The organism is Anaeromyxobacter sp. K, assembly GCF_000020805.1.
In the GTDB taxonomy this organism is placed as follows: domain Bacteria; phylum Myxococcota; class Myxococcia; order Myxococcales; family Anaeromyxobacteraceae; genus Anaeromyxobacter; species Anaeromyxobacter dehalogenans.
The window spans coordinates 1,621,702-1,643,366 of the sequence record NC_011145.1 but is presented as its reverse complement, the minus strand read 5'-3'; the positions used below and the strand labels follow the sequence as shown (position 1 = coordinate 1,643,366).

General features: G+C 75.2%; 21 protein-coding genes. 11 read left to right on the top strand and 10 right to left on the bottom strand.

Going from position 1 to position 21,665, the window contains the following annotated elements:
• Positions 1-108: 108 nt before the first annotated feature.
• From ANAEK_RS07265 to ANAEK_RS07240, 6 genes are read right to left on the bottom strand one after another with little or no spacing between them, the layout of a single operon-like run.
• Positions 109-939: a hypothetical protein gene (locus ANAEK_RS07265; RefSeq protein WP_012525500.1), complete on the bottom strand. Its 831-nt coding sequence runs from the start codon at positions 937-939 to the stop codon at positions 109-111.
• Positions 940-943: 4 nt separating this feature from the next.
• Positions 944-1,561 (bottom strand): RNA polymerase sigma factor, encoded by a 618-nt coding sequence (locus ANAEK_RS07260; RefSeq protein WP_012525499.1) that lies wholly within the window; start codon positions 1,559-1,561, stop codon positions 944-946.
• A gap of 14 nt (positions 1,562-1,575) precedes the next feature.
• Positions 1,576-2,565 (bottom strand): lysylphosphatidylglycerol synthase transmembrane domain-containing protein, encoded by a 990-nt coding sequence (locus tag ANAEK_RS07255; protein ID WP_012525498.1) that lies wholly within the window; start codon positions 2,563-2,565, stop codon positions 1,576-1,578.
• Positions 2,566-2,568: 3 nt separating this feature from the next.
• Positions 2,569-3,411 (bottom strand): polysaccharide deacetylase family protein, encoded by an 843-nt coding sequence (locus tag ANAEK_RS07250; protein ID WP_012525497.1) that lies wholly within the window; start codon positions 3,409-3,411, stop codon positions 2,569-2,571.
• A 7-nt stretch (positions 3,412-3,418) separates the two neighbouring features.
• On the bottom strand, positions 3,419-4,531 hold the full coding sequence (locus ANAEK_RS07245; RefSeq protein ID WP_012525496.1) for a glycosyltransferase family 4 protein: 1,113 nt from the start codon (positions 4,529-4,531) through the stop codon (positions 3,419-3,421).
• A 30-nt stretch (positions 4,532-4,561) separates the two neighbouring features.
• Positions 4,562-4,843: a hypothetical protein gene (locus ANAEK_RS07240; protein WP_012525495.1), complete on the bottom strand. Its 282-nt coding sequence runs from the start codon at positions 4,841-4,843 to the stop codon at positions 4,562-4,564.
• A 102-nt stretch (positions 4,844-4,945) separates the two neighbouring features.
• On the opposite strand from ANAEK_RS07240, the gene ANAEK_RS07235 reads away from it, so the two are divergent.
• On the top strand, positions 4,946-5,434 hold the full coding sequence (locus ANAEK_RS07235; RefSeq protein ID WP_012525494.1) for a hypothetical protein: 489 nt from the start codon (positions 4,946-4,948) through the stop codon (positions 5,432-5,434).
• 21 nt (positions 5,435-5,455) lie between these two features.
• On the opposite strand, the gene ANAEK_RS07230 is transcribed toward ANAEK_RS07235, so the two are convergent.
• The gene (locus tag ANAEK_RS07230; protein ID WP_232288393.1) at positions 5,456-6,373 is read right to left on the bottom strand and encodes a lipopolysaccharide assembly protein LapB; all 918 of its coding nucleotides are present in this window, start codon (positions 6,371-6,373) and stop codon (positions 5,456-5,458) included.
• Positions 6,374-6,467: 94 nt separating this feature from the next.
• Here ANAEK_RS07230 and ANAEK_RS07225 point away from each other — a divergent pair, with 94 nt between their 5' ends.
• The 8 genes from ANAEK_RS07225 to ANAEK_RS07190 all read left to right on the top strand — a co-directional run bounded on the left by ANAEK_RS07225 (position 6,468) and on the right by ANAEK_RS07190 (position 15,643).
• Positions 6,468-8,858 carry an endonuclease MutS2 gene (locus ANAEK_RS07225; protein ID WP_012525492.1) on the top strand — a complete coding sequence of 797 codons (2,391 nt, stop codon included), beginning with the start codon at positions 6,468-6,470 and terminating at the stop codon, positions 8,856-8,858.
• A gap of 203 nt (positions 8,859-9,061) precedes the next feature.
• Positions 9,062-10,342 carry a hypothetical protein gene (locus ANAEK_RS07220; RefSeq protein ID WP_012525491.1) on the top strand — a complete coding sequence of 427 codons (1,281 nt, stop codon included), beginning with the start codon at positions 9,062-9,064 and terminating at the stop codon, positions 10,340-10,342.
• Positions 10,343-10,420: 78 nt separating this feature from the next.
• Positions 10,421-11,572: an ABC transporter substrate-binding protein gene (locus ANAEK_RS07215; protein WP_012525490.1), complete on the top strand. Its 1,152-nt coding sequence runs from the start codon at positions 10,421-10,423 to the stop codon at positions 11,570-11,572.
• A gap of 212 nt (positions 11,573-11,784) precedes the next feature.
• Entirely contained in the window at positions 11,785-12,651 is an 867-nt protein-coding gene (locus tag ANAEK_RS07210) for a branched-chain amino acid ABC transporter permease (protein WP_012525489.1), read from the top strand.
• Positions 12,652-12,655: 4 nt separating this feature from the next.
• Positions 12,656-13,762: a branched-chain amino acid ABC transporter permease gene (locus ANAEK_RS07205; RefSeq protein WP_012525488.1), complete on the top strand. Its 1,107-nt coding sequence runs from the start codon at positions 12,656-12,658 to the stop codon at positions 13,760-13,762.
• An 11-nt stretch (positions 13,763-13,773) separates the two neighbouring features.
• Positions 13,774-14,493, top strand: coding sequence for an ABC transporter ATP-binding protein (locus ANAEK_RS07200; protein WP_012525487.1), 720 nt, complete (start codon positions 13,774-13,776; stop codon positions 14,491-14,493).
• On the top strand, positions 14,493-15,197 hold the full coding sequence (locus tag ANAEK_RS07195) for an ABC transporter ATP-binding protein (RefSeq protein WP_012525486.1): 705 nt from the start codon (positions 14,493-14,495) through the stop codon (positions 15,195-15,197). The genes ANAEK_RS07200 and ANAEK_RS07195 overlap by 1 nt, the downstream gene beginning before the upstream one ends.
• Before the next feature lie 2 nt (positions 15,198-15,199).
• Complete coding sequence (locus ANAEK_RS07190) at positions 15,200-15,643, top strand: CBS domain-containing protein (protein WP_012525485.1); 444 nt, start codon at positions 15,200-15,202, stop codon at positions 15,641-15,643.
• A gap of 81 nt (positions 15,644-15,724) precedes the next feature.
• Here ANAEK_RS07190 and ANAEK_RS07185 read toward each other — a convergent pair whose 3' ends face one another.
• Positions 15,725-16,468 (bottom strand): sulfite exporter TauE/SafE family protein, encoded by a 744-nt coding sequence (locus ANAEK_RS07185; protein ID WP_012525484.1) that lies wholly within the window; start codon positions 16,466-16,468, stop codon positions 15,725-15,727.
• Between the two features lie 96 nt (positions 16,469-16,564).
• Here ANAEK_RS07185 and ANAEK_RS07180 point away from each other — a divergent pair, with 96 nt between their 5' ends.
• A complete protein-coding gene (locus tag ANAEK_RS07180; protein ID WP_012525483.1) occupies positions 16,565-16,879 on the top strand; it encodes a hypothetical protein in 315 nt (104 codons plus the stop codon).
• Between the two features lie 13 nt (positions 16,880-16,892).
• On the opposite strand, the gene rnr is transcribed toward ANAEK_RS07180, so the two are convergent.
• Positions 16,893-19,466 (bottom strand): ribonuclease R, encoded by a 2,574-nt coding sequence (rnr, locus tag ANAEK_RS07175; RefSeq protein WP_012525482.1) that lies wholly within the window; start codon positions 19,464-19,466, stop codon positions 16,893-16,895.
• 1 nt (position 19,467) lies between these two features.
• Positions 19,468-20,307, bottom strand: coding sequence for a TIGR00266 family protein (locus ANAEK_RS07170; protein WP_232288392.1), 840 nt, complete (start codon positions 20,305-20,307; stop codon positions 19,468-19,470).
• A 110-nt stretch (positions 20,308-20,417) separates the two neighbouring features.
• Here ANAEK_RS07170 and glp point away from each other — a divergent pair, with 110 nt between their 5' ends.
• Positions 20,418-21,641, top strand: a complete 1,224-nt coding sequence (gene glp / locus ANAEK_RS07165) for a gephyrin-like molybdotransferase Glp (RefSeq protein ID WP_232288391.1) — start codon at positions 20,418-20,420, stop codon at positions 21,639-21,641.
• The last annotated feature ends 24 nt before the right edge of the window (positions 21,642-21,665 follow it).

Genomic DNA, 21,665 nt, shown 5'->3' with positions numbered 1-21,665 from the left:
GTCTCGCCGCCGGCGGTTCCCTCGGCCGCCGCCGGCCGTTGCTCCGGTCGAGGGGGCCGCCCCGTGGCCCCCGTCCCGGCGCGACCCCTCGCGCCGGCGCAGCCCCTCCTATTGCACCGTGACGTCCACCGCGTCCACCGAAAGCCCCTCCAGGCCCGGAGCGATCGCCTCCATGCGCGCACCACCCGCCACCTGCCCGGCGGCGCGCGCGATCCCGGCCTCGTCCAGCGCGGCCGGGCTCGAGATCGCCACGAAGCGCTGCGGGCCCGAGAGCTCCGCCAGCGGGTACGCCGCCGGCCGGCCGTCCACCGCGACCACGGTGCGGCCCGCGGGCAGCGACTCGCGGAAGAACACCTCCGGCGGGCGCCCCGGCGCCGCGCGCACCAGCGCCACCTGCGCGGCCCGCGCCAGCTCCACCTCGAACTGCAGGCTGGCGGCGGCGGGCACCGGCTGCCCGGAGACGCCCTTCTCCACCGAGGGCGCGCCGGCGCCGCGGGTGACCACGAGGAAGCGCAGCCGCACCGGAGCCGCGGCCGGCGCCGCGCCCATGCCCTTCTCGCCCGTCCACTCCGGCCGGCCCGGCCGCTCCGGCGCCCGGCTCGCGAGCCACAGGCCGGCGAGCCCGGCCGCGGCCACGCCCGCCGCGATCGCGAGCGCGGGGCGCGGGAGGCGGCGGGGCGCGGCGCGCCGGGCCTCGGCGGCGAGGCGCTGCTCGATGCGGCGATACTCGAGATCGTTGCCGGGCGCGCCGGGCGGACCGAGCGCCGCCAGCGCCCGGTCGGCGCGCGCGTCGAGCGCGTCCGGACCCGGCCGGGCGGCGAGGAACGCCTCGCAGGCGTCGCAGCCGGACTCGAGGTGGCGCGCCCAGGCTGCCGCCTCGTCCGGGGGAAGCTCGCCCCGGATCAGCCTCGCGTAGACGGGTTCGGTCAGGTGGACCACGTGCCTAGGACTCCTCACCCCGCAGCCTGGCCACCTCGGCCAGCAGCCGACGCTTCACCTTGGCCCGGAACCGCTCGAGCCGCATGGTGATCGCGCTCTTGCCCACGCCCAGCCGGGCCGCGATCTCGCGCGCGGTGAGCTGGCCCTCCAGGTAGAAGAGCCGGACCGTCTCCTTCTCCGGCCCCTCCGGCAGCTCGTCCACCACCCGGCGCACCAGCTCCAGCTCGGCGCCGGCCTCGGGATCCGGGGCCTCGGCCTCGCTCGCCCCCAGCGCCTCGGCCTCGCGCCCCAGCTCCTCGGCGAGTTGGCTCCGCGCCCGCCCGCGGGCGATGCGGGTGATGGCCCGGTTGCGGGCGATGGTGAGCAGCCAGCCGCCGAAGCGCGCCGGCTGCTCCAGCCGGGCCAGGCTCGCGAACGCGCGGACGAACGCGTCCTGCACCACGTCCTCGGCGTCGTCCGCGTCGAGCGCCGGGAAGCTGCGCGCCAGCCGGTGCACCGCCGGACGGTACCGGTCGTAGAGCGCGCGCTGGGCGGCGCGATCGCCGCGCAGGGCGGCCGCGACGTCGGCGGCGTCCGCCGCCCCCGCCTCCTCCCCGCCCGCCGCCTTGCGCTCCGCCGTCACCGGCGCGGAGGGTACTACGGACCCGTCGGAGCGTCCCGTCCCGCCGCACGGGCCTCCCGCAGGAGCATCGCGCCGCCCACCAGCGCTACCGGCGCGAGGTGCGCCAGGTGGTACAGCAGCGCGAACGCCAGCGCGGCCTCGCGCGGCGCGCCCGCCCCCGCCAGCGCGAGCACCACCGCGGCCTCGAACGGCCCGGCGTTCCCGGGCGACACCGCCACCACGTTCGCCGCGGTGGACGCCACCACCGCCAGCCCCGCCGCCCAGAGCGACGGCGCGAGCCCCACCGCCGCCAGCGCGCACAGCGCGATGAGCACCTCGGCCGCCCAGCCGGCCAGGCCCCACGCGAACGACGCGGCGAGCGCGCGCGGATCGTGCACCGCGGCCAGGCCCGCCCGCAGGCGCACCAGCAGGCCCGCCCCGCCGCCCCGCTCCGGCGCGCGCCCGCGCGGCGGCCGGAGCAGCCGCGCCAGGAGCACGCCCGCCACGGCCACCGCGGCGAACACGAGGAGCGCGTGGCGCGCCCAGCCGGGCAGCGGTCCGAGCAGCGCCAGCGCCGCGAGCAGCGGCACCAGGGTGGCGGCGCCGACCACGTAGTCGAGCGCCGCGGCGGTGAGGAGCGACGCCACCGGCACGCCCGACCGGCGCGAGAGCAGCATGGCGCGGGCCACGTCGCCGGCCCGGGCCGGGATCACGAGCGACAGCGCGAACCCGGACACCACCGCCGAGAACGCGTCGCGGAAGCGCACCCGCAGCGCGGGCCCGCGCACCACCGAGGCCCAGCGCGCGCTGTGCAGCGCGAGCGAGAGCAGGTTCGCGCCGCCGGCGGCGAGCAGCAGCAGCGGGTCGGCCCGGGCGAGCACGCCGGCGACCTCGCGCAGGTCCACGTGGCGCGCCGCCAGCACCGCCAGCCCGGCGACGACGGCGAGGCCGGTGAGGTGCAGCGCGGTCCGGCTCCCGGGCCGCGCCGGCGCGAGCGACCGCAGGCCGGCGAGCCGCTCGCCCATCCGCTACGCCCCTCCCCGCGCGGCGGCGCCCGTCCCGCCCTCCGCCGCCCCTGGCGCGGCGAAGGCGTCCAGCGTCACGAACGCGTACCCGGCCTCGCGCCAGCGGCGGACGATCTCCGGCACCGCGGCGGCGGTCTGGTCGCGGCGCGGGTCGATCCCGGGCGTGGCGCAGCCGTCGTGCAGCAGCAGGATCTCGCCCGGCCGCATGCGGCGGCTGGCGCGCGCCGCGATGGCGGCGGCGCCCGGGCGCTCGGTGTCGAAGACGCCGCGCGTCCAGCCCACCAGCGTGAGGCCGCGCCGGCGCAGCGCCGGCCCGAGGAACGGGCCGCGGAAGCCGTGCGGGGCGCGGAACAGCGGCGCGGGCTCGACGCCGGCGGCGCGGATGGCCTCGGCGCAGCGATCCAGCTCGGCCGCCACCCGGCGCGGCCCCGCCAGGAGCAGCTTCGCGTGCGTGTCGCCGTGCAGCGCCACCAGGTGCCCGCGGCGCGCGACCTCGCGGACCCGCTCCGGCGCGCGGCGCGCCGCCTCGCCCAGCACGAAGAACGTGGCCCGCACGCCGGCGCGGTCGAGCGCGGCCAGCACCGCCGGCGTGTCGTCGGAGGGCCCGTCGTCGAAGGTGAGCGCCACCGCCCGCGTCCCCGGCGGCCCGCGCCGCAGGCTCCGGCCGGTGAGATCGAACGGCACCCAGAGCGCCTGGAGGACGCCGAGCGCGGCGGCGACCGTGGCGAGCCCGAGCGCCGCGCCGGGTCCGGGCCGTCCCCGGATCCCCAGCCACGCCGCCAGCCCGAGCAGCGCCACGCCCCCGAGCACCGCCAGCGCCACCGCGAGCCGCTTGCGGGCCGGCACGCGCGCCTCAGCCCCGGACGCCGATGGAGCGGTACAGCCCGAGCACCTCGCGCGTCACCGAGGGCCAGGCGTAGCGCTGGGCGGTGAGGCGGCCGCGCTCGCCGTACGCCTGCGCGCGGGCCGGCTCGCGCGCGATGCGCACCAGCGCCCGGGCCCAGGCGGCGGGATCGTCGCCGGAGAGCAGCTCGCCCTCGCGGCCGTGCTGCATCACCTCCCGGAAGCCGTCGATGTCCGCGGCCAGCACCGGCTTGCCCGCCGCCATCGCCTCGAGCAGCGTCACTCCGAAGCTCGCCACGCGCGTGGGCGCGCAGTACACGTCGGCGGTGGCGTACCAGTCCGGGCGCTCGTCGAGCACCCGTCCCGCGAACACCACGTCCTCCCGCAGCTCGCGCGGCACCATGGCACGATAGCGCGGCAGGAGCGGGCCGTCGCCCAGAACGATCAGGCGCGCCCCCACCTGGCGCCAGGCGCGGTGGAACGCCGCGAGCAGCCGGTCGAGGCCGTTGCGCGGCTCGAGCCGGCCCACGAACAGCACGTTCAGCTTGCCGTCGTCGTAGCGGCGGATGCGGCGCCCGCGGGCGAACCGCTCGGTGTCCACGCCGTTCGGGATGATGCGGAAGTCGGCGTGCAGCCGGTCGCGGAACGCGCCCAGGCAGGCCTGCGAGACCGCCACCGCGGCGTCGAGGCGATCGAGGTAGCGCTGCAGCGGCCCGCGCATCATCCGGAACAGCAGGCCGGGCCGGAAGTTGGTGTGGAACGTGCCGACGATGGGCCCGGTGGCGTGGTGGATCGCGAGCAGGGGCAGCACCGGGGTGAGCGGCGCGTGCACGTGGACCACGTCGAAGCGCTCGCGGGCGAGCACCTCCCGCACGGCGCCGCGGATGCCCAGGCCGCCGGTGACGCGGCCGAAGCCGCCGTTCGTGTACGCGGGCAGGCTGCGGCCCAGCCGGATCACGTCGGGCTGCGGCGGGGCCGCGCCGTCGCCCAGGTCCGGCATGGCCGAGGTGACGATCCGGACCGTGTGCCCGAGCCGCCTCGCCTCGCGGGCGAAGTGGTGGACGTGCTCCTGGATGCCCCCGACGCTCGGGTAGTAGTACTCGGTGACGACGCCGATCTTCACGGGGCACCTCCCTCCGGCGGAGGGGCGCCGTCAGCGAGGCATCGCCTGGCGGCGGCGCTGGAACGGGATCACCCGCGCCTCGCGCCGCGCCAGCGGGGTGACCCGCCGGCCGAGGGGCGCGCGCCGCCAGAGCAGCGGGAAGAGCGCGAGCGCGGCGGCGAGCCAGGCCCGCGCGGTCACGAGGACGAGCGCCACCGCGGCGACGAGCGTGCGCGCGAGCAGCGCGAGCCGGCCCTCGGGGCTGCCGCGGGGGCCGGGGGCGGGGGCGAGGCGCAGGTGGCGGCGAGCGGGCTGGGCAGCGGGATCCGGCACGGGTTCCGTCCTCCGCGACGAATCTAGACACCGGTTCCGCGGACGGCCAGGCGACCTCGGGCGAGTGGCGAGGGGCGGCGCCGACCTGCTACACACGGCGAGATGCCCGGCCCACCCCGACGCGCCCACGGCCTCGCCCTGGCGGCCCTCGCGGGCGCCGTCCACCTCGCGTGCGACGCGGCCGCCGCGCAGGTCCACGCGATCGCCCCGCCCTACCTCCTCCTCGACCACGCGGCCGAGCTCTTCAGGGATCTCCTGGCGTTGGATCGCACCGCCATCCTGGTCACCGTCTCGGTGGCCGCGTCGGCGGTGAACGGGGCCATCGCGGCGCTCATGGCGGTCGCGCTGGAGGACGCGCCGAGGCGCCGGCGCGCCCTCGCCTGGGTGCTCACCGCGTTCTGGGTGCTCTCGGGCGGCCTGCTGATCCTGGTCTACCTGTCCCCGCCCTGGGGTGTGGCGCTCGGCAGCCTGGCCGCGGGGGTTCCCCGCGCGTGGGCCGTGGCCTGGGTGCTCGATCGCGCCCTGGGGCGGCCCGAGCCGGCGACCCCCGAGGACGGGGCCCGGCGACCGGACGGTCTCCCCCCGGCGTAGCGCGCGCGGCGCGCACCCGGCTCAGCGGCTGGAGGGCAGCAGCGGCCGGAGCACCCGCTCGCGCGTGCCGGCGGCCGCGCGGGCCTTCGCCTCGGCGGCGCGCGCCTTCTCGTCGCGGTGCGTGCGCGCGTAGAAGCGCGCCAGCCGGTCCCAGCCGGCGGCGCGCTCCGGCGCGGCCTCCGCCGCCGCCACCAGCTCCGCCTCGGCGGCGGGCAGCAGCCCCGCCGCCTCGTAGCGCTCGGCGAGGCGGGCGCGCACCAGCGCGTCCCCGGGCCGCTCGCGGCTGGCCCGGTGCAGCTCCAGCAGCGCCTCGTCGCCGCGCCCGAGCCGCTCCAGCGCGAGCGCGCGGCGGACCCGGACCTCGGCGTCGGCGCCCAGGTCGAGCGCGGCCGCGTACTCGGCCACCGCGGTGGCGTCGTCCCCGCGCAGCTCGGCCAGGCGGCCGGCCAGCACGCGGCGCCGCGGCACCGCCGCGGCCTCCGGCGCGCCGGCGATGAGCGTGGCGGCGCGGTCCAGCTCGCGGCCGTCCGCCACCAGCAGATCGGCCAGCGCGAGGCGCGCCTCGCCGGACGCGGTCGCGAGCGCGAACGCGGCCTCGAGGATCTCGCGCGCGCCCTCCACGTCGCCGTCGGCGCGCAGCGCCTCGGCGCGGGCCACCAGCACCTCGGTGCGCGGGCGCCGGCCGCCGGGCTCGGCCGCCGGTGCGGGCGCAGGCGCCGGAGCGGGCGGGGTGGCGGAGGCGGCTGCGCCGGCCGGGGTGGGCTGCGCGGGGGAGGCCGCGGGCGCGGCCGGGGTCGCCGCCGCGACCGGCGCCGGCGCGGCCTGCGGCCTCGGGGCCGCGGTGGTGGGCGGCCGCGAGAAGGATCGGGCGCGGGGGGTGCAGCCTGCGGTGGCCGCGGCGGTGACGGCGGCGAGGACCAGGAGCGGGAGGGAGCGCATCACGCGCATGATAACCCCGGGGACCGCTCGCCCCTTCCCCCGGCGCGCGCCGGCCCTGGCGCGCCGCCGCCAGGCGCGGTAGTTCACGGCCCGCATGCGCGCCGAAGACACGCTGAACGAGCTGGGCTGGCCGCGGATCCTGGAGGCGCTGGCGGGCCGCTGCCGGCTGCCGGCGGGGCGCCGCCAGGCCGCCGCCCTCCCCTTCCTGCCGGACGCGCCCGCCGTCCGCGAGGCGCTGGCGCGCGTGGGCGAGGCGCGCGCGCTCTCGGAGGCGGGCACCTCGCTTCCGCTCGGCGGCGTCGCCGACGTGGAGCCGCACCTCGATCGCGCGGCCAAGGGCGGCGTGCTCGAGCCGCTCGCGCTGCGCGAGTGCGCCGGGCTCGCCCGCGCCGCCGCCCGCACCCGGTCCACGCTGGAGCCGCGCGCGGCCGAGGTCCCGCGCCTGTGGGCGCTCGCCGAGGCGCTCTCCCCGAGCGCGGCGGTGGCGGACCGCATCGAGCGCGCCATCGAGCCGGACGGGTCGATCTCCGACCGCGCCAGCCCGGCGCTGGCCGCGGCGCGCGAGCGGTCGCGCGGGCTGCACCGCGCCCTGAAGGCCCAGGTCGAGGCGCTGCTCGACGACGGCGACATGCAGCGCCACCTGCGCGACCGGTACTTCACCATCCGCAACGACCGCTACGTGCTCCCGGTGCTGGCGAGCGCGCGCGGGCAGGTCCCGGGCATCGTCCACAACGCCTCGCAGTCCGGCCAGACGCTGTTCGTCGAGCCGGACTCGATGGTGGAGCTCGGCAACGAGCTGTCCATCGCGAACGCCATGGCGGCGGAGGAGGAGCAGCGCATCCTCCGCGAGCTGTCGCAGGCGCTCACCGCCGGCGCCGGCGCGCTGGCGCGCGACCTCCAGCTGCTGGCCCGCCTCGACCTGCTCGAGGCGGAGGCCCGGCTCGCGTCGGACCTCGACGCGCACGCGCCGGAGGTGGGCCCGGAGCCGGCCGGCTTCGAGCTGCTCTCGCTCCGCCACCCGCTGCTGGTGCTGCAGGCCAAGAAGGTGGTGGCGAGCCACGTGCGCCTCTCGCCGCCGCAGCGCGCGCTCATCGTCTCGGGCCCGAACGGCGGCGGGAAGACCGTGGCCATCACCGCGGTGGGCCTCTCCGCGCTCATGCTGCGCGCCGGCCTGCCGGTGGCGGCCGCGGAGGGCTCGCGCCTCCCGTTCTACCTGGAGGTGAAGGCGGCCGTGGACGAGCGCGGCGACCTCACCAAGGACCTCTCCACCTTCACCGCGCACCTCACCGCGGTGAAGGACATGCTGGCCGGCGCGGTGCCGGGCTCGCTCATCCTGGTGGACGAGATCGCCGCCGACACCGATCCGCGCGAGGGCGCCGCGCTCGCCGCGGCCATCCTGGAGGCGCTGGTGGAGCGCGGGGCCACCGTGCTCGTCACCACCCACCTCGACGAGCTGAAGGCGCTCGCGCTCACCGACGCGCGCTACGGCAACGCCCGCGTCGGCTTCGACGCGGAGCGGCTCGTGCCCACCTACCAGGTGCACCTGGGCGCGCCGGGCAGCTCGTCGGCCATCGAGGTCGCGGCGCGGGTCGGGCTGCCGCCCGCGGTGGTGGAGCGGGCGCGCGCGGCGCGGCACGGCCAGGGCGGCGCGCTGGGCGAGGCGCTCCGCGCGCTCGACGAGGAGCGCGGCCGGCTCGCGGCGGAGCGGCGCGGCGCCGAGGAGGCGCGCGCCGCGGCGCGGGCGGCCGAGCAGCGCGCGCGGGCGGCGGAGGAGGCGGCGCGGCGGGCGGAGCGCGACGCCGGCGCGCGCATGGGCGCGGCGCTGGCGGAGGAGATCGAGGCGGCGCGCGCCGAGGTGGCCGACCTCATGGCCGAGCTTCAGGCGCAGCCCAGCGTGAAGAAGGCGGCCGAGTCGAAGGCGCGGCTCGACGCGTGGCACGCCACGGTCTCGCAGGCCGCGGAGGCGACGCGCGCCCGCGCCGAGGCGGGCCCGGAGGCGCTGCCCGGGGGCGAGCTGAAGCCGGGCGCGCGGGTGCGGATCCTGTCGCTCGGGCAGGAGGGCGAGGTCGTCGAGGTGGACGGCAAGGACGCGCTGGTGCGCGCCGGGCCGCTCAAGATCCGCCGGCCCGTGAAGGACCTGCTGGCGCTCGCCGGCAAGGCGCGCGACGCGGGGCTCGCTCGCACGCGCGGGGAGAAGCTCGCGGCGGCCAGCGCGGCGCGGCCGGACGCGCCGGTGAGCGCCGAGCGCCGCCTCGACGCGCGCGGCCTGCGCGTTGAGGAGCTGCTGCGCGAGGTCGATCGCTTCCTCGACCGCATGTACTCCGACGGTGAAGCCGAGTGCGTGGTGCTGCACGGGCACGGCACCGGCGCGCTGAAGCAGGCGCTGCGCGACCATCTTGCCGCATCCCCTTACGTGGGAGCCTTCCGTGCCGGCGATCGGCACGAGGGTGGCGATGCGGTGACGGTGATCGGCCTCCGCCGCTAGCAGGTCGTGGGACCTCTGGAAGATCGCGCACTTGACGGGGTGCGGCACGAACGCGCAGTCCCTGCGCGGGTGCAAGATTTGCCGACCGGAACAACAATTCTGCGCTCGGCTGTCTGCCTGATGTGGTAGGAAATTCCCACCCGTCCGGGCTGCAACTCGATTCGTCCGGACACACCCCGCGCTCCGATTTCTGGAGGAACTGCATGAAGGCTCTGAAGAAGCTGTTCGTGGCAGGCCTCGCCCTGTCGCTGCCTCTCGCGACGCTCGCTCAGGCGACCGAGGCCGCAAAGCCTGCGGAGGCCGCCCCGGCGGCTGCGCCGGCTCCGGCCCCGAAGCCGGCTGAGGAGACCATCAAGGTCACGCCGTACGGCTTCGTGCTCCTGAACGCGTACTGGGACGGCAACACCCTCGTGAACAAGGACTACCCGGGCCAGGCGCAGCGGGCCGGGGTCAACGAGGGCGGCGCGTTCCTGATGAGCGCGCGCCAGTCGCGCGTCGGCATGCGGCTCGCGACGTCCGGTGACAACTGGACGGGCGCGGCGCTCACCGGCGTGATCGAGTTCGACTTCAAGGCCGGCCACGTCGGCGTGGCGCCGCAGGCGAGCACCACCTGGTACAACGGCCTGATGCGGCTCCGCCTCGCGGCGATGACCGCCACCTGGAAGACCCCGTACGGCAACTGGGCGGTCCTCGCCGGCCAGGAGTACGGCCTGGTGAACCCGCTCTTCGCCGAGTCGCTGGCGTGGGTCGCCGACCCGCTGTTCTGGCAGGCCGGCAACCTGTGGCGCCGCGCGCCGCAGATCCGCCTGTCCTACAACGGCCAGTTCGACGCGGTGGGCCTGAGCCTCGCCGCCGCCATGCTGTCGCCCGCGGACGCCGGCACCCCGGTGGACAACGGCTACGGCAACCGCTCCCGCACGCCGAACTTCGAGGCCCGCGCTGCCGTCAGCGTCAAGGCGGCCCCGGACATCGGCGGCACGGTGGGCGTCGGCTACCATATGCAGACGCGCCGCTATAACTACGGGACGCCCGACCAGAAGGACGTGGACGGCTACATGCTCGGCGTGGACGCCGACCTGAACCTGACGCAGTTCCTCCAGGTGAAGGGCGAGTACTACACCGGCAAGGGCGCCGACGACACCTACAACACCATCGGCGCGCCGACGGTCCAGACGGATCCGCCGTACGCCAAGGTGAAGGGTGACGGGTACTGGGCCCAGGGCATCCTGAAGCCGCTGCCGCAGCTGTGGCTGACGATCGGCTACGGCAAGTCCAAGATGGACGATGGCGACCTCGGTTTCGTCGCGCCGGCCAACCAGGCGGCCACCCGCTTCGAGAACACCCAGCTCGCCGGCGGCGTGCTCGTGAACGCTGGCAAGTTCTGGCGGTTCGGCGTGGAGGCGATGCAGGTCGAGACCAAGTACCTCGTCGGCGCGGATCAGAAGGCGACCCAGATCGCCCTCTCCTCGCAGCTGAAGTTCTAGCTTCTCATCGAGGGGCGCCCGGGCGACGCCCGGGCGCCCTTCGTGTTTTCAGCGCACCCCTTCACCCAGGAGCGAATCATGACGAAGAAGCTCGCGATGGCCGTGGCGGCGCTCGCCCTCGCGCTGCCCGGCACCGGCAGCGCGCAGGTGAAGATCGGCTTCATCAACTCCATCACCGGCCCCGAGGCGCCCATCGGCGAGAACCTCACCAACGGCGTGGACATGGCCGTCGAGGATCTCAAGAAGCAGGGCGTGAACGTCACGCTGGTGAAGCAGGACGACACCGGCAAGCCGCAGGTGGCGATGAGCGCCATGGAGCAGCTCGCCACCGGCGACGAGGTCGCCGCCGTGGTCGGCCCGTACACCTCCGCCACCGCGAACGCCGTCGCGAAGCTGGCCCAGCAGTACAAGGTCCCGCAGGTCGTTCCGGCCGCCGCGAAGGAGGAGATCACCAAGCAGGGCTACGACTGGGTGTTCCGCCTGAACGCCCCGGCGCACCAGTACGCGCAGTCGCTCATCGACGCGGCGCTGACGTTCGGCAAGCCGAAGTCGATCGCGTTCATCTACGAGTCCACCGACTTCGGCGCGTCGGTCGCCACCGCCGGCAAGGACTACGCGCAGAAGAAGGGCCTGAAGATCGTGGCGGACGAGGCCTACCAGAAGGGCGCGCCCGACTACCGCTCCACGCTCACGAAGATCAAGGCGCAGAACCCCGACCTCGTCTTCATGGTCTCCTACGTCGCCGACGCGATCCTGCTCATGCGGCAGTCGCGCGAGGTGGGCCTGAAGCCCCAGGCGTTCCTGGGCGGCGGCGCCGGCTTCGACACCGCGCAGTTCGAGAGCGAGAAGGACATCTCCAACCTGGTCTACTCGGTCACGCAGTGGACGCCCGAGTCCTCCAAGGCCGCCACCGCGTTCGCCGACCGCTACAAGGCGAAGTACGGCAAGAAGCCGACGTACCACGCGGCCTGCGCCTACGCGGCCATGATGATCGTGGGCGAGACCGCCGCGAAGAACGGCGGCGACCGGAAGAAGATCCGCGACGCGCTCGCGAACGGCTCGTGGACCGGCATCATGGGCAAGGTGGACTTCGAGACCTACGAGGGCTTCACCAACCAGAACAAGCTCGTCATGCCGGTGATCCAGTACCAGGGCGGCAAGTCGGAGACCGTCTACCCGAAGGAAGCGGCGCAGAAGAAGGCCGTCTACCCGTTCCCCGGCTGGAAGTAGGTCGGCGCGCGCCGCGCGCGCACGCAGCGTGAAGCAGCTCGGAGCCGGGGGGCGGCGCGACCGCTCCCCGGCTCTCTTTTTTCCGGCCCGGGCGGCCGTGGATCGTTGAAGTCCCAACTCGGCTTCGGTACCCTGACGGGCCCCGTCGAGCCGGAGATGCAAGGCGCGCTGCCGGCGCGCGGGCGCGTGAAGCGTCCAGCGGAGGAGCCTCGATGATCGTGTTCTTGCAGTCGGTGCTGAGCGGCCTGCTCGTGGGCGGCGTCTACGCGCTCATCGGGATCGGGCTCACGTTGATCTTCGGCGTGATGCGCGTGACGAACTTCGCGCACGGCGAGCTGCTGATGCTCGGCATGTACCTCGCCTGGCTGGCCTTCACCGGCCTGCACATCGATCCGTTCCTGTCGATCGTGCTGGTCGCGCCCGCGATGTTCCTGTGGGGCGCGTTCCTGCAGAAGAGCTTCGTCAACCGGGTGCTCGGCGCGCTGCCGCAGAACCAGATCCTGCTCACCATCGGCCTCGGCCTGATCATGTCGAACACGGTGATGCTGATCTTCACCTCCGACTACCGGATCCTGACCACCACCTACTCGTCCTCCAGCTACAAGCTGGCCGGCCTCTCGATCTCGCAGCCGCTGCTCTACGCGTTCCTCATCACGGTGGCGATCACCGGCGCGCTCTACTGGTTCCTGCTCAAGACCGACACCGGCCAGGCCATCCGCGCCACCGCCCAGGACCGCGACGCGGCCCAGCTCATGGGGATCAACGTGCGGCGCATGTCGGTGCTGGCGTTCGGGATCGGCTCGGCGCTGGCCGGCACCGCCGGCGCGCTGATCTCGCCGACCTACTACATCTTCCCGCAGGTGGGCAGCGCCTTCACGCTGAAGGCGTTCGTGATCGTGGTGCTCGGCGGCATGGGCAGCGTCGTCGGCGCCACGCTGGGCGGCATCATCATCGGCGTGGCCGAGTCGCTGTCCGCCGTCTACATCGCCTCGGGGCTGAAGGAGCTGGTCACCTTCGTGCTGTTCCTCGCCCTGCTCCTCTTCAAGCCCGCCGGCCTGCTCGGCAAGACGAGGGCCTGATCCGATGCGCACCCGACTCCTCGCTCCCCTCCCCTCCCGCGCCCCCCGCGGCTTCTCGGTGGTGGGCCTGCTCGTGTTCCTGGCGGTCGTCGCCGCGCTGGCGGTCTTCCCGCAGTTCGTGAAGAAGCCCTACGTGCTGCACATGGGCGTGCTGCTGTTCCTGGCGGTGATCCAGGGCCAGGCCTGGAACGTGGTGGGCGGCTACGCCGGGCAGTACTCGGTCGGCCACGCCGCGTACTTCGGCGTGGGCGCGTACGTCACCGTGATGCTGCTCGAGGTGAACAAGATCGCGCCGTGGTGGGGCGTGTGGGCGGCCATGGCGGCGTCGGTGCTGCTGTCGCTCGTGATCGGCAGCATCACCTTCCGGCTGCGCGGGCCGTACTTCGTGCTCGCCTCGATCTCGGTCGCCGAGATCATCCGGCTCGCCACCCTGTACTTCAAGGACCTCACCCGCGGCGCCGAGGGGTTCCTGCTCGGCGAGATCCCGACGCTGAACCTGTTCGGCAACGAGATCATGTTCTTCGGCAAGCGGCCCTTCTACTTCGTGGGCCTGGGCCTCGCGGTGGTGGCCGTCGCGGTCAACTGGATCGTCCAGCACTCCAAGCTCGGCTACTACTTCCAGGCCATCCGGGAGGACCAGGACGCGGCGCACTCGCTCGGCATCAACCTGTCCTTCTACAAGAACGTGGCGCTCTCCATCTCGGCCGCCTTCACCGCGCTGGCCGGCGGCTTCTACGCCATGTTCGTGAAGTTCATCGACCCGAACACGGTGTTCGGCCTGGACGTGTCGGTGCAGATCGTCCTGCTCTGCATCATCGGCGGCATCGGGACCATCGTCGGCCCGGTGATCGGCGCGGTGGTGCTGGTGCCGCTCTCCGAGATCCTGCGCAACCCGAAGGGCCTGGTGCAGGTCGGCGTGCTCTCCCCGGACTCCGGCTTCGTGACGTTCGTGGAGCGCTACCTCTCGAACGCCCACCTGCTCGTGTACGGCATCCTGGTGGTGCTCGTGATCCTGTTCGCGCCCGAGGGCGTGCTCGGCGTCATCCGGCGCGTCACGGCGCGCTGGGGCCGCCGCCCGCAGGACGTCCCGCCCGCCGCGGCCAAGGCCTAGGAGAGACCGCCATGGCGATCCTCGAGATCAAGCACGTCTCCAAGTTCTTCGGCGGCCTCGCCGCCAACTCCGACGTCTCCTTCACGATGGAGAAGGGGATGATCATGGGCCTCATCGGCCCGAACGGCGCCGGCAAGACCACGCTGTTCAACTGCATCACCGGCTTCTATCCGCCGTCCAAGGGCGAGGTGCTGTTCAAGGGCGTGCGGATGAACGGCCTGCAGCCGAACCAGGTGTGCCACCTCGGCATGGTGCGCACCTGGCAGAAGGTGCGGCCGCTCGCGAAGATGACGGTGCTCGACAACGTGATGGTGGGCGCGCTGGCGCGCACCACCAGCCTGCGGGTGGCGCGGCAGGTGGCGCTGGAGCAGCTGCACGTCGTGAAGCTCGAGCACAAGGAGGCGTTCCTGGCGGGCGGCCTGCCCATCGGCGAGCGGAAGAAGCTCGAGGTGGCCCGCGTGCTCGCCACCAAGCCCGAGCTGCTGCTGCTCGACGAGGTGATGGGCGGCCTCAACCCGGCCGAGTCCGAGGAGATCATCCAGCTCATCCTCGAGCTCCGGAAGGGCGGCCTCACGCAGATGGTCATCGAGCACGACATGAAGGCCATCATGCGCATCTCCGATCGCATCGTGGTCCTCAACTCCGGCGAGAAGCTGGCGGAGGGCGTGCCGCAGGAGATCGTGAACAACAAGGACGTGGTCTCCGCCTACCTGGGCGAGGAGGTGGAGTGATGCTGAAGCTCGAGAAGCTGTCCTTCGCCTACGGCGACCTGAAGGTCCTCTGGGACGTGGACCTGGAGGTGAAGCAGGGCGAGATCGTGACGGTGGTCGGCGCGAACGGCGCCGGGAAGTCCACCATCCTGAAGAACGTCTCGCGCCTGGTGAAGCCGGGCCACGGCCACATCACGTTCGAGGGCCACGACCTGCGCAAGCTGGCGTCGCACGAGGTGGTGGAGCTGGGCGTCGTGCAGGTGCCGGAGGGCCGCCGCATCTTCCCGGAGATGACGGTGGTCGAGAACCTGCGGATGGGCTCGTTCGTGAAGGCGACGCGGAAGGACCGCGAGCGCAACATCGAGCGCGCCTTCACCCTGTTCCCGCGCCTGAAGGAGCGCGAGAAGCAGCTCGGCGGCACCATGTCCGGCGGCGAGCAGCAGATGCTCGCCATCGCGCGCGGCCTGATGGCGAACCCGAAGCTGCTGCTGCTCGACGAGCCCTCGCTGGGCCTCTCTCCGCTGCTGGTGAAGAGCATCTTCGAGATCATCAAGGAGATCAACCGCCAGGGGACCACCATCCTGCTGGTGGAGCAGAACGTGTACCAGTCGCTCCGCATCTCCACGCGCGCGTACGTGCTGGAGACGGGACGGGTGGTACTCTCGGGCACGGGCGCGGAGCTGCTCGACAACGCCCACGTCAAGAAGGCCTTCCTGGGGATGTGATCATGGCGGACGCGAAGCTCACGGTCGGCGACTGGATGACGAAGAACCCGATCACCATCGAGGACGAGTCCTCGGTGATCGAGGCGATCCACCTGCTCAAGGAGAAGAACATCCGGCGGCTGCCGGTGATGCGGCAGGGGCGCCTGGTCGGGCTGGTGACGGAGAAGATGCTGTTCGGCTACATGCCGGCGAAGGCGACCACCCTCGACCAGTGGGAGCTGCACTACCTGCTCTCGAAGACCCCGGTCCGCGCCGCGATGAACCCGGCGCCGCACACCGTCCACCCGGACACGCCGCTGGCCGAGGCCGCGCGCCTGCTGCACGACCGCAAGCTGAACGGCGTCCTCGTGGTGAACGCGCAGGGCGACCTGCAGGGCCTGCTCACCACCACGAACGCGCTCGAGGCGCTCATCCACTTCTCCGCCGCGGCCGGCGCGACGCCGTAGCCCGGCGCCGTCCGGAGGCCCGCCCGCCCCGCCGCGCGGGGCGCGGGCCGGATGCGTGGAGCGGCGGCGCCGCGGCGGCCGCTACCAGAAGAACTTCGCCGCCGCGAACAGCCCGATCGCGATCGCGAACGCCTTCATCCCCGCCGGCGGGAGGCGCTGCGCCACGTGCGCGCCCACCCAGCCGCCGACCAGCGACGCGACCGCCATCAGCGCGGCGAGCGGCGGATCCACCTTGCCCCACGCCAGGAACAGCACGCACGCCACGCCGTTCGTGAGCAGCGCGAACAGCACCTTGAGCGCGTTCGCGTGCTGCAGGCTGGACGGCAGCAGGATGCCCATCGCCGCCAGCATGAGGATCCCGATCCCGGCGCCGAAGTAGCCGCCGTAGATCGAGATGAGGAACTGGATGGTCCAGAGCGCCACCGGGTGGTTGCCGGCGACCTGGTGCCCCACCGCGCGGCGGATGGGCCCCTGGAGCGCGAGCAGCGCGCAGGCGAACAGGATGAGCCAGGGCACCACCGCCGCGAACGCCTTCTCCGGCAGCGCCAGCAGCAGCACCGAGCCGAGCGCCCCGCCCAGCAGCGCCGGCAGCCCGAGCACGATGGCGCGGTGGCGCTCCTCGTCGAGGTGGCGCCGGTAGGCCCACACCGAGGAGATCTGGCCCGGCCAGAGCGCCACCGTGCTGGTGGCGTTCGCGGTCACCGGGGAGAGGCCGGCCAGCAGCAGCGCCGGGAAGGTGAGCAGCGTGCCGCCGCCCGCGACGGCGTTCACGAGGCCGGCGGCGGCGGAGGCGGCGGTCACGAGGACACCCTGGGCGACGGTCACCGCATGTGATTAGCGCGCCGGGCAGGCGCCCGCACCCCGACCGGCGGGTTGCGCGCGGCGGGCGGCTGCGGCGAGATGGTGGGTGGAGGTTTCCCCATGCCCGCCACCGTCACCGCCGATCGCGGCGAGATCCTGCACCGGGCCGGCCGCGCCCACCTGTCCCCTGCCCTGCGCGACGGCGCGCCGGCCCTCGCCGGCCACGGCGACACGGCCGGGCGGTGCGGGTGGGAGCCGTTCTTCCGCGCGCTGGGCGCACGCGGCCTGGCGGTCGCGTTCGAGGAGGATGGCGGCGCCCGCCTGGTGCCGCGCGGGGACGCGCCCACCCACGCGGCGGGGCCCGGCGAGGGCGGCCTGGAGGGCGCGCGCCGCTTCCTGCGCGCGCTCCGGGGCGAGTGGACGCCGCCCGCCTGAGCCCGCCCCACCCTCAGCGCCCGCGCCGCCGGCCCTTGCCGCCGCCGCCCGGCTTCCCGGGCCCGCGCTTGCCGCCGCCCTGCGTGCGCCGGCCGCCGCCGGCCTGCTGCTTGCCGCCGCGCGGCTGCGCGCCCGGGCGCCGTCCGCCGGCCTCTCCACGGCGCGCCGGCGTCCCGCCCGCGCGCCGCTGGAGCGCCTCGGCGAGGCCGCCGCGCCCGCGGGTCGGGCCGCGCGCGCCCGCCGCCTCCCGGGCCGCCACGGCCTCCCCGGCCGGCCCGCGCTCGCCGGGCGCGCCGCGCCGGCGCTTCCCCTTCGCGCCCTCCGCCGCCGCGCCCGCCGCGGCCACCGCGTCCGCACCGGCCGGCACGAAGTCGATCTGCCGCCGCGCCGGGCTCGCCGCCGCCACCAGGATCTTCAGCTCGTCCCCGACCCGGATGGCGCGGCCGCTGGCGGCGTCCACCAGCGCGTGCTGCACCGGGTTCAGCTCGAAGGCGCCGGGGAGGTCCTCCACCTTGACCAGGCCCTCCACCATCCAGCGCTTCAGCTCCACGAACGCGCCGAAGTCCACCACCGCCGCCACCACGCCGTCGAAGGTCTCGCCGACCTTGTCCTGCATGAAGAGCGCCGCGTAGAAGGACGCGATCTCGCGCTCGGCCTCCATGGCCGCGCGCTCGCGCTCCGAGGCGAGCGCCGCCATCTCCTCCAGCGCCTCGGCCGGCGTGCCGCGCACCTGCCGCCCCTGGCGCCTGGCCCACTCCTCCTTGAGCAGCCGGTGGACGATCAGGTCCGGGTAGCGGCGGATGGGCGAGGTGAAGTGCAGGTAGTGCTCGGCGGCCAGCCCGTAGTGGCCGATGTTCTCCGGGCTGTAGACCGCCTGCATCATGGCCCGGAGCAGGAGCTGGTTGAGCGCCCGCTGCTGGGCGTGGCCGTGGAACTTCTCGAGCAGCGCGTTCAGCGCGCGCGGGTCGGCGGGCAGCTCCGGCACCTCGAAGCCGTGCGCCGCCGCGAGATCGAGGAACGCCTGGAGCTTCTCCTCGTCGGGCAACCCGTGCACCCGGTAGATGGTGGGGAGGTCGCGCGCGCCGAACCAGCGCGCCACCGCCTCGTTCGCCGCGAGCATGAACTCCTCGACGATGCGGTGCGCGCGGTTGCGCGGCCGGCGCTCGATCCCGGCGACGCTGCCGTCGTCGCCGAGCACGATCTTCGCTTCGGGCAGGTCGAAGTCGATGCTGCCCCGGCGGCGCCGCATGGCGGTGAGCTTCTCCTGCAGCTCGGCCATGAGCTCGAAGGACTCGCGGAAGCGCTCGCGCCCGGGGACCCGCTCCCCGTCGAGCACGCGCGCCACCTCGGTGTAGGTGCAGCGCGCCGCGCTCCGCATCACGGCCTCGTACACCTCGGCGGCGTGCGTCTCGCCGCGCCCGTCCACCACCATGTCGGCGACCATGCAGAGCCGGTCCACCTCGGGGTTGAGCGAGCAGATCCCGTTGGAGAGCCGCTCCGGCAGCATGGGCAGCACCTGCATCGGGAAGTAGACGCTGGTGCCGCGCCGGAACGCCTCCTGGTCCAGGACGCTGCCGGCGCGCACGTAGTGGGCGACGTCGGCGATGGCCACCACCAGCCGGTACATGGGCTTGCCCTTGCGCGAGGGCAGCCGCTCCACGTGGACCGCGTCGTCGAAGTCGCGCGCGTCCTCGCCGTCGATGGTGACGAGCGGCAGCGCGGTGAGGTCGCGCCGGCCGCGCCAGTCCTCGGAGCGGACGTGATCCGGCGTCTCGACGGCCTCGCCCTGCACGGCCTCCGGGAACACGTCGGCGAACCCGCGGGCGTACGCGACCTTCAGCACCTCCACGCGCGGCTCGCCCGGGCGGCCGATCGCCTCCACCACCTCGCCGCGCAGCTCCGGGCTCTCCGGGTCGAGCGCGACCTTCACCACCTCGCCGTCGCGGGCGGCCGTGGTCTCCGCCACCGGCACGTAGCCCTCCAGCTCGGCGTCGGCCGGCACGACGAAGCTCTGCTTCCCGCGCGCGTGGTAGGTGCCGACCAGCAGCCGCCGCCGGCGCTCCACCACCTCCACGATCTTCCCGGCGGTGCGCCCGCCGCGGGCCGGGACGATCTCCAGGCGCACCAGGTCGCCGTCGAGCGCGCGCGCCGCCTCGTGCGGCGGCACGAACACGTCCTCGCCCTTGCGGTCGATCCGCGCCACGAACCCGAAGCCGTCGCGGTGCTTCTTGAGCGTGCCGAGCACGCCGCCGCTGCGCGCGGCCCGCCCGGCCGCGCCCGCCAGCCCGCGGCCGCGCGACGAGGGCGCGAGGCGGCCCGCCCCGGCGCCGTCGCCCGGGCGCCCCGGCCGCCGGCCGCCCCGCTCCGCCGCCGCGGGCTTCGTCCCCGGCAGCGAGAAGCGCTTGCCGTCGCGGAGCAGCACGCCCTCGCGCGCGAGGTCGCGCAGCACGCGCTTCACCTCGGTGCGCTCGCCGGGGTGGATGTTCCCGCGCTGCATCACCTCGCGGACCGAGAGGGCCTTCCCTCCCGCCTTGCGGAACTGGTCCACCAGCGCCGCGCGGCGGCGCTCCTGAAGGTCGCGCTGCATCCTAGTCTCCGAACAGGCGGCCGAGGTCCGAGCCGCCCTGGTGCTGCGTGGGGAACAGCGGGAACAGCGCGCCGGCGAGCGCCTGCAGGTTGCGCGTCTGCAGCCACACCTCGCCCGGCCCGGCGAACTCGGCCACCAGGGCCTCGCCCGACACGATCGAGCGGAGCCACCCGCGACGGCTGGCCTTGCGCACCTGGTACGGCATGGCCGCGTCGAACGCGACCACGTGGCCGGTGTCGACCACGTAGCGCCCGCCCGCCGGGATGGGCCGGCGCACGATGGCGCCGTAGGACGAGAGCAGCGCCGTGCCGCGCCCGGAGAGCCGGATGAAGAACAGCCCCTCGCCGGCGAACAGGCCGCGGAAGCCGGCGAACTCGGTGTCGATGCGGGTCTCCGGGTCCGAGGCGAGCCAGGAGGAGGACTGCACCAGCAGCGTGCGCCCCTCGAGCTCCAGCCCGATCACGTCGCCCGGCACCGGCGGCGCGAGCAGCACCTCGGCCGGCCCGCCCATGGCGGTGAACGTCGACACGAACACGGACTCGCGGGTGACCATGCGGCGGAGCGCGCCCATCACGCCGCCCTGCATCCGCGACTGCAGGTCCACGTTGCCGCTCATCGAGACCATCGCGCCGGCCTCGGCCAGGATGGACTGGCCGGCGGCGAGCTCGACGCGCGCGCACGCGAACGCGTTGCCGCCCACGAGCTGGTAGCGGAGCGTGCTCGAGGCGGAGGTGGTGGCGAGCACGTCGCCGGCCGCGGCGGCGCCGGCCCGCAGCACCGCGCCGCAGGCGCGGCAGGCGGCGTCGGGCCCGACCTCGTTTCCACAGTTGGGACAGCGCATGGCGCGAGTCTACACGCGATGCGGCGGGGCCAGGGGCGGAAGGCAGGGGAGCGCGGCACCGCCCCGCCCGCCCGCGCGGGCGCCTCGCCGCCCGGGTGTATAAACGGTCCGTGCTCACCCCCGAGACCGCCCGGGCGCGCATCCTGGCCGCCCTCTCCCCGCTCGCGCCGCTGGCCGGCGAGCGCGTGCCGCTCGCCGACGCGGTCGGCCGCGCGCTGGCGGAGGACCTCGTCCCCGACCGCGACCTGCCCGCGTTCGACGCGTCCACCATGGACGGCTACGCGCTCCGCGCCGCCGACGCGCCCCGCGCCGGCGCGCGCCTGCCGATCGCGTTCGAGGTGTACGCCGGCCGCCCCGCCGCCGCGCCGCTGCCGCCGGGGAGCTGCTGCCGGATCTTCACCGGCGCGCCGTTGCCCGCTGGCGCCGACGCGGTCGAGATGCAGGAGGAGGTGCGCCGCGCCGGGAAGGCGGCGGTCTTCCGCCGCCCCGCGGCCGCGGGGCGCTTCGTGCGCGCGCGCGGCTCGGACCTCGCCGCCGGCGCGGTGGCGATCGCCGCCGGGGCGGTGGTGGACCCGGGCGCGGTCGGGCTCGCGGCCGGGATCGGTCGCGCCGAGCTGGTGGTGCGCCGGCGGCCGCGGGTCGCGATCCTGCCCACCGGCGACGAGCTCGTGCCGCCCGGCTCCGTCCCCGGCCCCGGCGAGCTGGTGGACTCGAACGGCCTCGCGCTCGCCGCGGCGGTGCGCGAGGCGGGGGGCGAGCCCATCCTGCTCCGCCCCGCCCGCGACGAGGCCGCGAGCCTCTCGGCCGCGCTCGCGGCGGCCCGCGGCGCCGACGCGCTCCTCACCTCCGGCGGCGTGTCGGTGGGAGAGCGCGACCTGGTGCGCGCGGCGCTGGAGCGCGCCGGGGCGCGGCTCGACTTCTGGCGCGTGGCGATGCGCCCCGGGAAGCCGTTCGCGTTCGGGCTGTGGGGCACCACCGCGGTATTCGGGCTGCCGGGCAACCCGGCCAGCACCCTGGTCACGTTCGAGCTGTTCGTCCGCCCGGCGCTCCGCGCCCTGGCGGGGCTCCCCGGCAGCGGGCGCGTGGTGGCGGCGGGCAGGCTCGCGTCCGCGCAGGAGAAGCCCGCCGAGCTCACCGTCTACCTGCGCTGCCGCGTGCGGCACTCGGGGGACGAGCTGGTGCTGGAGCCGCTCCGGACGCAGGTCAGCGGCAACCTCTCGTCCACCACCGGTCACGCCGCGCTGGCGGTGCTGCCGCCGGGGCGCGCGCGGCTCGCGCGCGGGGCCAGGGTCCGGACGATCCTGCTCGCCCCCGACGTGCGGCACGATGGGTGAACGATACCCCCCGTCCGTGCTATG

What these genes read in the sequence shown, in the direction of transcription:
- ANAEK_RS07255 (WP_012525498.1), bottom strand. Translation starts at nt 2,565, where the DNA reads ATGGGCGAGCGGCTCGCCGGCCTGCGGTCGCTCGCGCCGGCGCGGCCC.
- ANAEK_RS07235 (WP_012525494.1), top strand. Translation starts at nt 4,946, where the DNA reads ATGCCCGGCCCACCCCGACGCGCCCACGGCCTCGCCCTGGCGGCCCTC.
- ANAEK_RS07230 (WP_232288393.1), bottom strand. Translation starts at nt 6,373, where the DNA reads ATGCGCTCCCTCCCGCTCCTGGTCCTCGCCGCCGTCACCGCCGCGGCC.
- ANAEK_RS07225 (WP_012525492.1), top strand. Translation starts at nt 6,468, where the DNA reads ATGCGCGCCGAAGACACGCTGAACGAGCTGGGCTGGCCGCGGATCCTG.
- ANAEK_RS07220 (WP_012525491.1), top strand. Translation starts at nt 9,062, where the DNA reads ATGAAGGCTCTGAAGAAGCTGTTCGTGGCAGGCCTCGCCCTGTCGCTG.
- ANAEK_RS07215 (WP_012525490.1), top strand. Translation starts at nt 10,421, where the DNA reads ATGACGAAGAAGCTCGCGATGGCCGTGGCGGCGCTCGCCCTCGCGCTG.
- ANAEK_RS07210 (WP_012525489.1), top strand. Translation starts at nt 11,785, where the DNA reads ATGATCGTGTTCTTGCAGTCGGTGCTGAGCGGCCTGCTCGTGGGCGGC.
- ANAEK_RS07205 (WP_012525488.1), top strand. Translation starts at nt 12,656, where the DNA reads ATGCGCACCCGACTCCTCGCTCCCCTCCCCTCCCGCGCCCCCCGCGGC.
- ANAEK_RS07200 (WP_012525487.1), top strand. Translation starts at nt 13,774, where the DNA reads ATGGCGATCCTCGAGATCAAGCACGTCTCCAAGTTCTTCGGCGGCCTC.
- ANAEK_RS07195 (WP_012525486.1), top strand. Translation starts at nt 14,493, where the DNA reads ATGCTGAAGCTCGAGAAGCTGTCCTTCGCCTACGGCGACCTGAAGGTC.
- ANAEK_RS07190 (WP_012525485.1), top strand. Translation starts at nt 15,200, where the DNA reads ATGGCGGACGCGAAGCTCACGGTCGGCGACTGGATGACGAAGAACCCG.
- ANAEK_RS07180 (WP_012525483.1), top strand. Translation starts at nt 16,565, where the DNA reads ATGCCCGCCACCGTCACCGCCGATCGCGGCGAGATCCTGCACCGGGCC.
- rnr (WP_012525482.1), bottom strand. Translation starts at nt 19,466, where the DNA reads ATGCAGCGCGACCTTCAGGAGCGCCGCCGCGCGGCGCTGGTGGACCAG.
- ANAEK_RS07170 (WP_232288392.1), bottom strand. Translation starts at nt 20,307, where the DNA reads ATGCGCTGTCCCAACTGTGGAAACGAGGTCGGGCCCGACGCCGCCTGC.